Genomic DNA, 9279 nt, shown 5'->3' on the forward strand with positions numbered 1-9279 from the left:
CCATGAGCCCCATCCACACGGAGTCCGCCTTCGGTGAGGCCATCGTGGCCGCCATGGTCGAGCGCGGCTGGCGCGAAGCGCGCCCGCAGGACTACCAGGCCGATCTCGGCCTGGACACCAACGAGTTGTTCACCTTCATCGGGGCAACCCAGCCCGACGAGTGGAACGAGCTGCTCACCGTCTACGGCGACGACCCGAACGAGGCGCAGCGCGGGTTCGCGACTCGCCTCGCCCAGGCCATCGCCACCAACGGGCTCCTCGACGTCCTCCGTAACGGCGTCAAGGACCGGGGCGTCCTGCTCCGCGTCGCCTACTTCAAGCCGAACCTCGTCGCACACGACTCCGTGCTGGACGGCTACCGGGCCAACCGCCTCACCGTCGTCCGCGAACTCGAGTACGCGACGAAGCAGGCCGACTGGGGCAACCGGCTCGACCTCGCCCTCTTCCTCAACGGAATCCCCGTCGCCACGGCCGAGTTGAAGAACCCGCTCACCAAGCAAGGGGTGGAGCAGGCCAAGGAGCAGTACCGAACCGACCGGGACCCCACCGAGCTGATCTTCACGCGCCGAGTCGTCGCGAACTTCGCCGTCGACCCGGACCTGGTCTTCGTCGCCACCCAGCTCAAGGGCAAGAACACCCGCTTCCTCCCCTTCAACACCGGCTCCAACGGCCCCGGTCAGCCGGGCGGCGCGGGCAACCCGGCCCCGACCGCCTACGGCACGTACGCGACCTCCTACCTCTGGGAGCAGGTCTGGCAGCCGGACAACTGGCTGGACCTGCTCCAACGGTTCGTGCACCTGCACAAGAGCAAGACGCCGGGCGGCGGCACCACCAAGACGATGATCTTCCCCAGGTTCCACCAGTGGGACGTGGTCAAGAAGCTCACCGCGCACGCCGCCACCCACGGCGCCGGGCACGACTACCTGGTCATGGCGTCGGCCGGCTCGGGCAAGTCGAACACCATCGGCTGGCTCGCGCACCGCCTCAGCGACCTGCACACCCCCACCGATCCCCGCGAACTCGACCCCGAGGCCATCGCCAAGGGCCTCAAGGCGGGCGTGCCGGTCTTCGACAAGGTCGTCGTCATCACCGACCGCCGTAACCTGGACGCCCAACTCCGGGAAACGGTCGGCAGTTTCGAGCAGACCGCGGGCCTCGTCGTGAAGATCGACGAGAAGCACGGGGCGAAGGGCGAACAGCTAGCCAAGGCCCTCTCCCGCGACACCGGGAAGATCATCACTGTCACTCTGCATTCGTTCCCCGCGTTGCTGGACTATCTGCTGCGCAACCCGACCGAGCTGCGGGGCAGCCACTTCGCGATCATCGTGGACGAGGCACACTCGTCGCAGGCCGGCGATGCCGCGACGGACGTGCGGGCCGCTCTGCGCGACCTCGGCCTGGACTCCGACTCGGACGACACGGGCGCGACCGAGGTGGAGGTCCCGGCCGCCGTGCTGCGGAAGCAGCTCAGGAAGCGCGCCGAGGACCGCTCCCGCGCCGCGAACCTCTCCTACTTCGCGTTCACCGCCACGCCGAAGGCCAAGACCCTCGAACTCTTCGGCACGCTCCAGGACATCGACGGCAAGGCGACCTACCGGCCCTTCCACACGTACTCCATGCGGCAGGCGATCGAGGAGGGCTTCATCCTCGACCCGCTGCGCAACTACGTCACGTACAACACGTACTGGAAGCTGGTGAACCAGAACCCCGACGAGCGGGAGGTCGACCCGTCGAAGGCGAACGGCCTGCTCGCCCGGTACGCGCTGACCCATGACTCGACGGTCGCCCAGCACGCCCAGGTGATCGTGGAGCACTTCGTGGCGCACAGCCGGGGCCGTCTCGGTGGACGGGCCAAGTCGATGGTGGTGACGGCCTCGCGGCAGTCCGCCGTGCAGATGGCGCGCGCGATCGAGAGCTACATCAAGGACCGGGACTACGACACAAAGTACCCCGACCTGGGGGTCCTCGTCGCCTTCTCCGGATCGCTCACCGTCGACGGCAAGGAGACCACCGAGCCGAAGGAGAACGGCGGGCTGTCGGAGAGCGCGCTGCCGAAGGCGTTCGCGTACACGCGCGCCGACGACAAGGCCGTCCGAGCCGGTGGTCCGGGCCAGCGCGAGTACAAGATCCTGGTCGTGGCGGAGAAGTACCAGACCGGCTTCGACCAGCCGCTCCTCACGACGATGTACGTCAACAAGTCACTGACCGGCATCTCCGCCGTCCAGACCCTGTCCCGGCTGAACCGGACCGCTGAGCGCAAGACCCAGGCCGACCTGGCGGTCCTCGACTTCGTCAACGACGCCGAGGACATACAGGAGTCCTTCCGCCCGTACTTCGAGGAGGCGAACACCCTCCCCTCCGACCCCAACCTGCTCTACACCGCGCAGAGCCGGGTCATGCAGGCGGCGATCCTGTCCGGGCAGGAGATGGACGAGTTCGCCGCCGCGTACTTCGCCGCCAAGGAGAAGGCGGCGGGCTCGCAGTCCACGTGGGAGAAGCTGCACGCCGAGCTGTACCGGCTGCTCTCCCCCGCCGTCGCCCGCTTCACCGCCCTGCAGGACAGCGACGACGAGGACGACCAGGAGACGGCGGAGGGCTTCCGCGCCGACCTCAACGACTACGTCAGGAAGTACGGCTTCCTCGCGCAGATCGTCCCCTACCGGGACGCCGAGCTGGAGCGGCTGCACCTCTACGGCCGCCACCTCCTCAACCGGCTGCCGCGCCGCGCGGACGGCGGCGTGGACATAGGCGAGGTCGACCTCAGCCATCTGCGGGTGGAGAAGACCGGCGAGTACGACGTCTCCCTCACCCCCGAGGGGCCGGCGACGATGCCGGGCTTCGGCGACGGCTCGGGCGGCGCGAAGGAGGCGGAGAAGTCGCTGCTCTCCGAGTTGATCGAGAAGTTCAACGAACGGTTCGGCACCGAGTTCACCGAGCAGGACGTCATCCGCCCGTTCGAGGAGGCCAAGGCCGACCCGAAGGTGCGGGCGGCTGCCGTCGTCAACGACGAGGAGAACTTCGGCCTCGTCTTCGACAACGTCTTCGCGGACAAGATGGCCGACCACATCGACACCATCGCGGGCATGGGCCGCCAGTACTTCGGCCCCGACAAGGGCTTCAAGTCAAGCCTGGACCGCAGCGCCCGCAAGGCGGCCTGGCGGATGATCCGCCGCGAGGAGGGGCTGGACGACGACATCTGACGCGTACGCCCCGGCCGGGCGGCCGGCCGGGGCGTCCTTCGAGAACGTCACCGGTACAGCCGGAAGTACGGGTTGCCCTCGCCATGAGGTGCAACAAATGGGGAGGGGTAAATGAACAACGCGGTGGACGAGCCCGAGGGATCTCGGCTTCAGAAGGCCGTCGAGACGATCGTCATGACACCGGCAGCGGCCGCCAAGGTCGTGGACGGTTACCGTGCGTCCTTCGAGGACAAGAACGAGCGGAAGCCCGAGAGCCTGGAGGACAAGCGGCGGATCGCGGCCAAGGTCATAGGCCGGTACTCCAAGATGTCGGCGGCCGCTGGAGCCGTCACCGCCGCCCCTGGCGTGATTCCGGGGGTCGGGACCGCGGTCGCGATCCTGGGCGGTGGTGCCACCGACGTGGCCGTGGCGCTCAAGCTCCAGGTCGACATGTGCATGTGCCTGGTCGAGGTGTTCGAGACCGAGCTGAGCACCGAGGACAAGAAGCACCTCGCCTTCACCATCGCCCTGGCGGGTTCGGCGGAACAGATGGCGGCGAAGGGCGGCAAGGCAGCGGTGCAGAAGATCGCCCAGAAGCTGGTCTACCAGTACCTCACGGGGCCCGCCCTGGTCACGATCAAGCAGTTGTTCAAGCGGGTGTCCATCACCTTCACCCAGAAGGCGATGGCCAAGGCGATTCCGGCCGGCGTGGGTGTCGCTTTCAGCAGCTCGACCAACTACGTACTGACGAGGGTGGTGGGCAGGGTTGCCGTCGCCGTCCTGGCCAAGGATGTGACGTAGCGGCGCCGCATCAGGTCCGTGACCGCAGACCCAGATGGAGAACGGCGCCCACGTGTGGCCGCCGAAAGCCATACCGGGCAACTGAACGCGACCGAGTTCGGCTATGCGGAGGGGGCGGGGGTTTCAGGGGAGGGCGGCAGGGGGTCGGCGACGAAAGTCCCCAGCCCGACCTCGCCCCGCGTCCACCCCTGCTCCCGTACATGCCGCATCGCCTTCGCCGCTGTCGCATTCACCACTCCGAACTCCTGGGCGATCTCCAGAGTGGAGGGCACGCGGCTACCCGGCGGATACGTGCCGTCCTTGATGCGCCGGATGATCTCCGCTGCGATCTGCCGCCACAGGGGGCGTGTGCGGTCAAGCTCCATGCCGTCAGCGTGGGTGACCACGGCATTCCGCGCATCCGCAGTTATCTGCGGTTATCCACGCTATTGTAGTTCGCGACACAGAGCGGCCCCGGCGGGAAGCGGCTACCTCCCTACCGGGGCCTCAGCCGACTGACAAGGAGTCGACCTATGCGCAGCCTACTGGCCGCGATTCTGGCCCTGTTCCTGCCTGCCCGGGGTGCCCATCGCGCCGCAGCGCCGCCACCACTGCGCCGCATCTCCTGTCCGCCCGCTCCGGAGTCCCCGCCCGTGATCACGTGTCCGCACCTGGCGGACGTCATCACCGCCGACGGCATGCCCCTGGTCCGGCCGTACGTCGTCGAATGGGAACGCGAGCGGGACGAACACGACCGGCGCCGCCTTCAGCGGGAGCGGCGCCGGGCGGCGGTCCTGGCGACGCTGGGGCAGGACGACGTTCCGGTTCCGTGGGAGGTCGCCGCATGAGCACGAGTACGCCGCGTCTGCGCAGTCTCGGCCTCGACCCGGACACCGGCAAGGAGGCCCTGGCGGTCACGGACCCCGGCGGCCGTCTTGAGGAGCTGGCCGACGCACAGGCCCTGAGGGCCGCCGCAGTCCTGGTGACGGTCGTCGGCGCAGTGCTGGAGGTGGGGAAGGCGTCGGACGCCGAACTCGCCGCCTTCGTATCGCCGTTGCACGCCGCGCTCGAAGAATGCGTCGGCATCATGGCGGCCGACCGGGAGTGACGACGTAGAGGTATTCCACCTTGAGGCCGGTGGCGCCCGGACGGTTCGTCCCTGGGCGCCACCGACCCGCATCCGCCGCTGCTCCTTGACCTCAGGTCCGTATCCGGTCGTCACCCAGCGTAGGGGCCATTCAGTGGCTGTCGGGGACCTTGTTGTCGCACGGCGAGCAGTTGCCCTGCCCCTGTCGCACCGCGACCGCTGGACGGCGTCCTGACGCAGCGGTCACACTTGGCCCCTGACCGTGACTGTTCATCACGCACACCGGGGGCAAGGTGCCGCAGGAGGCGATTTCCGACCGTTACGAACTCCTGGAGGAGCTCAGCCACGGCGGCATGGGCGACGTGTGGCGCGGCTACGACGCCGTCCTCGACCGGCCCGTCGCCGTGAAGCTCATCCGGCAGGCGTCGGTCACCTCCCCGCAGCTGGCCGAGGAGTTCGCCAGGCGCTTCCGTCGCGAGGCCCGCATCACCGCACGCATCCAGCACCCCGGGGTGCCGCAGGTGTACGACGCGGTGCTCGACGCGTCGTACGAGCGGCTGTTCCTGGTGATGGAACTCGTCGACGGCGTACCGCTGTCCGCCTGCCTCAGCCCCGGCCGGCCGCTGCCGGTCAGCTGGGCGGCCGCCGTCGCCGCGCAGGTCGCGACCGTGCTGTCGTACGCGCACGACGTGCCGGTGATCCACCGGGACCTCAAGCCGGGCAACATCCTCGTCGCCCGCGACGGCACGGTGAAGGTCCTCGACTTCGGTATCGCGGCGATGCTGCGGACCGACGTCACCAAGCTGACCGCGACCGGCAGCCCCATCGGCACCCACCAGTACATGTCGCCCGAGCAGGTCCGCGGCGGACGCATCACCCCGCAGACGGACCTGTACGCGCTCGGCTGTGTACTGCACGAACTCCTCAGCGGGCGCCTCGTGTTCGAGGCGGAGAGCGAGTACCTGCTGATGTACCAGCACGTCAACGCCGCCCCCACCCCGCTGCGGCAGTTACGGCCCGACGTCCCCGAGGCGCTGGAGGAGCTGGTCCTGCACCTGCTGCGCAAGGCGCCCGAGGCGCGGCCCGCCGACACGCAGGAGGTGTACGCGCGGCTGCTGCCGTTCCTCCCGCCGCCAGGCCGGGAGCCCGGCACGGCGGACGCCGGGCCGGCCGGCGCGCCCGACCCGACCGGCGTGTTCCGTCGCCCCTTCGCGCCGCGTGCCCGCGCCCAGGCCCCGGCGCCCGATGGTCCGGCGCCGACGGCCGTCCTCCCGGGGGCCCCGCCGGTACCCGTCCCCGCCCGGCTGCGAGAGGACATCAAGGAGGCGTACGCGCATTCCGACGCCCTGCTGGAGGAGCAGCGGTTCGCGCAGGCCGCCGAGGTGCTCGGCGAGGTCGTCGAACCCGCCGCCCTCGCGCTCGGCTCCGAGAGCAGGCAGGTCCTGGCGCTGCGCCGCCAGCGGGCGGCGATCCGCCTCCTCGGCGGCGACTACCGGGCCGCCCTGCCCGAGTTCGACGCCCTCGCCGACGCCTACGCCCGTATCGCCGGGCCCACCGGCGAGCAGGCCCGCGCCTGCCGCGCCCAGGCGGCCCGCTGCCGCGCCGAACTCGGCCAGGTCACCGACGCGCTCGCCGCGCTCCAGGGCGTGCTGAACGTCGTGCGGGCCGTCGACAGCGACGTGAGCGAGGAAGCCGTGGAGCTGCGGCACAACATCGGGATGCTGCTGCTGGCCCAGGGCCGGACCGCCGAAGCCCGGCAGGTCCTCGAACCACTCCACCAGGACATGTGCATGGTGTTCGGCCCCGACGACGAGCTGACCACCGAGATCGCCGAGGCACTCGCCGTGATCCGCCTCGGCCTCGACGGTCCGCCTTCCTGACCCACCTTCTCCAGAAGCGGAATCGGCCGGGGCTGATGGGGCGGCAGGACTACGAAGGGCTGCCGCCGGGGGAGCTCGACCACGCCGTGCGGCCCTGGGACATCGGGGACGGGACGGCCGCGGTCGTCGGGGGGCCGGCGGTGGTGCTGGCGGGTGTCGGTGCCGCGGTCCTGGTGCGTGGTGCGCTGCGTAGGACGTGGGACCAGCGGTGGTGGGGGGTGCTCGGACCGCTGGTGGTCCTCGGGCTCATGGCCGGGGTGGGGTGGCGGATCGTGACCGCGGGGACTGTCGGGGCCAACATCGGCGCCGGGCTGGTGATCATCCTCGGTACGCCGATCGCGGCCGGGATAGTGCTGTGGTCCGTCGCGTGGGGTGTGTGGCTGGCGTGGCACGGGCGGCGGGCGGGCGGGGAGGTCGGCGGTGGTGGTTCGGGCGTGCTCGACTCCCGCGGGGTGTAGGGGCCGTGCCTCGCCTCCGGACCGGTTGCTCGTCGGCGCGGCCACGTCTGTCGTGGAGGGGAGGCGTACGGCGCGACGTGACCGGGGCGCGGCTCTCCCCCGACGGTGACCCGAGCGAGGCCCGGCTCTCCCACGTCCGTGAAAGGAGTGGGGCACTGGACGCGTGCCCCGCGTGGCATTCCGGGTCCGGGGTGCCGGTCCCTTCCGGTGGTGCCGCGGTAGGCGGGTGACGTACCGCGGTGGCGGGCGCGAGCCGTGGCTCTCCAGCGGGAGGCGAGACGTCACTCGTCCGGGTCGAGGGGCTCAGTCCTTCGCCGCGTCCCGGCGATAATCGGGACATGGCCGTCCCCCTCCCCGTCCCCGAGCCCTGTCTGCGGCTGCTGAGGGATCTGCTCGCGGTGGGTGAGGCCCACTCCCTCGTGCTCGCCGGTGGCTGGGCGGTGCTGGGGCACGGGCTGGTGGAGCGGTGCGGGCGGGACGTGGACGTCGCCACCGAGCAGCCCGCCGGGATGGACGACATCGCCGGTACCGTCCGGAGGGGGCTGGTGGCGCGGGGCTGGCTCGTGCAGACGCTCCAGACGGAGCCGCTGTCCGCCCAGTTCCTCGTCACGGACGCGGCGACCGGCGAGGAGTGCGCGGTCGGGATCCGCAAGGAGGTGCTGTGGCGGCCGCCGGTGCTGACGGGGCTCGGTCCGGCGCTGTCCCTCGACGATCTCGTCGGCACCCGCGTACGGGACCTGGCCGATCGCGGACTCGCCCACGACCTGGTCGACGTGCACGCCGTCTCGGCCCGCTGGAGCCACCCAGAACTGGAGGAGCTCGGCCGCCGCCACGCGCAGGACACCTTCGACCTCACCGACCTCCAGGCCCGGCTGACCGGTACGGACTGGCTCGACGACCGGGCGTTCACCTCCCAGGGGCTGGACGCCGAGGACGTCGCAGGGCTGCGCCGCTGGGCGCAGGAGTGGGCCGACGACATCGCCGAGCGCCTCATCGAGGGCGGGCCCCCGGAGGAGAGCGACCCGGAGGACAGCGAACCCGAGGACATCGACCCGGAGGACAACGAATCCGAGCACATCGACCCGGAGGACAACGAATCCGAGCACAGCGACCCGGCGGACAACGAATCCGAGCACAGCGAACCCGAGCACAGCGAACCCGAGCACAGCGACCCGGAGGACAGCGAACCGGAGCACACCCACCGCGGCTAACATCCGCCTCATGACCACTGCAGAGAACACCGGTTCCTCTCCCCTCGACGTCGAGATCGGCTCCCTCCACGGCGGCTCCGCCGATCTGTCCCAGTACGCGGGTCGGGTGGTGCTCGTGGTGAACGTCGCCTCCAAGTGCGGCCTGACCCCGCAGTACTCCGGCCTGGAGAAGCTCCACGAGCGGTACGCCGAGCGCGGCTTCACCGTGCTCGGCGTGCCCTGCAACCAGTTCCTCGGCCAGGAGCCGGGCAGTGCCGAGGAGATCGCCGAGTTCTGTTCGGCGACGTACGGCGTGACGTTTCCGATGACGGAGAAGGTGGAGGTCAACGGCGAGGGGCGGCACCCGCTGTACGAGCGTCTGACCGGCTTCGCCGACGACGAGGGGCACAGCGGCGACGTCCGCTGGAACTTCGAGAAGTTCCTGATCGGCCGGGACGGCGCGGTCGTGGCCCGCTTCTCCCCGCAGACCGAGCCGGAGTCCCCGGAGATCCTGACCGCGATCGAGGCCCGGCTGGGCTGAGGCCCGGCCGCTTGACCCTGCCCCCCGGGTCAGGCCCGAGCGTCCTCGTCGTGGGGGGGGGGGGGCCCCCGCCCGCGGGGGGTTGGCGGGGGGGGCGTTGTGGGTAGGGCCGCACGGCCGACCTAAACCGGCGGGGGTCCCCCCACCCCCGGGCGGTGCCCGAG

At 70.5% G+C, this 9279-nt stretch carries 8 protein-coding genes and 1 pseudogene; 8 read left to right on the forward strand and 1 reads right to left on the reverse strand.

Annotation, left to right across the window (positions count from 1 at the left end; translation table 11 throughout):
- Positions 1–2: 2 nt before the first annotated feature.
- Both ACFW6P_RS15560 and ACFW6P_RS15565 read left to right on the forward strand, forming a co-directional pair.
- Positions 3–3200: a type I restriction endonuclease subunit R gene (locus tag ACFW6P_RS15560; RefSeq protein ID WP_386423890.1), complete on the forward strand. Its 3198-nt coding sequence runs from the start codon at positions 3–5 to the stop codon at positions 3198–3200.
- A gap of 111 nt (positions 3201–3311) precedes the next feature.
- Positions 3312–3980, forward strand: coding sequence for an EcsC family protein (locus ACFW6P_RS15565; protein WP_386423891.1), 669 nt, complete (start codon positions 3312–3314; stop codon positions 3978–3980).
- 101 nt (positions 3981–4081) lie between these two features.
- On the opposite strand, the gene ACFW6P_RS15570 is transcribed toward ACFW6P_RS15565, so the two are convergent.
- Positions 4082–4345 carry a GntR family transcriptional regulator gene (locus ACFW6P_RS15570; protein WP_381039247.1) on the reverse strand — a complete coding sequence of 88 codons (264 nt, stop codon included), beginning with the start codon at positions 4343–4345 and terminating at the stop codon, positions 4082–4084.
- Between the two features lie 147 nt (positions 4346–4492).
- Here ACFW6P_RS15570 and ACFW6P_RS15575 point away from each other — a divergent pair, with 147 nt between their 5' ends.
- The 6 genes and pseudogenes from ACFW6P_RS15575 to ACFW6P_RS15600 all read left to right on the forward strand — a co-directional run bounded on the left by ACFW6P_RS15575 (position 4493) and on the right by ACFW6P_RS15600 (position 9115).
- Positions 4493–4807, forward strand: coding sequence for a hypothetical protein (locus ACFW6P_RS15575; RefSeq protein ID WP_386423892.1), 315 nt, complete (start codon positions 4493–4495; stop codon positions 4805–4807).
- Positions 4804–5067 (forward strand): hypothetical protein, encoded by a 264-nt coding sequence (locus tag ACFW6P_RS15580; protein ID WP_386346951.1) that lies wholly within the window; start codon positions 4804–4806, stop codon positions 5065–5067. Before ACFW6P_RS15575 ends, ACFW6P_RS15580 begins: the two co-directional genes overlap by 4 nt.
- Before the next feature lie 272 nt (positions 5068–5339).
- Complete coding sequence (locus ACFW6P_RS15585; RefSeq protein WP_386423894.1) at positions 5340–6926, forward strand: serine/threonine-protein kinase; 1587 nt, start codon at positions 5340–5342, stop codon at positions 6924–6926.
- A gap of 35 nt (positions 6927–6961) precedes the next feature.
- Positions 6962–7384: a hypothetical protein gene (locus ACFW6P_RS15590; protein WP_386423895.1), complete on the forward strand. Its 423-nt coding sequence runs from the start codon at positions 6962–6964 to the stop codon at positions 7382–7384.
- Positions 7385–7722: 338 nt separating this feature from the next.
- Positions 7723–8400, forward strand: a pseudogene (locus tag ACFW6P_RS15595) (hypothetical protein); the annotation flags it as partial.
- Positions 8401–8605: 205 nt separating this feature from the next.
- On the forward strand, positions 8606–9115 hold the full coding sequence (locus ACFW6P_RS15600; RefSeq protein ID WP_386346957.1) for a glutathione peroxidase: 510 nt from the start codon (positions 8606–8608) through the stop codon (positions 9113–9115).
- Positions 9116–9279: the final 164 nt, after the last annotated feature.

Source organism: Streptomyces sp. NPDC058741, assembly GCF_042746715.1.
Lineage (GTDB): Bacteria > Actinomycetota > Actinomycetes > Streptomycetales > Streptomycetaceae > Streptomyces.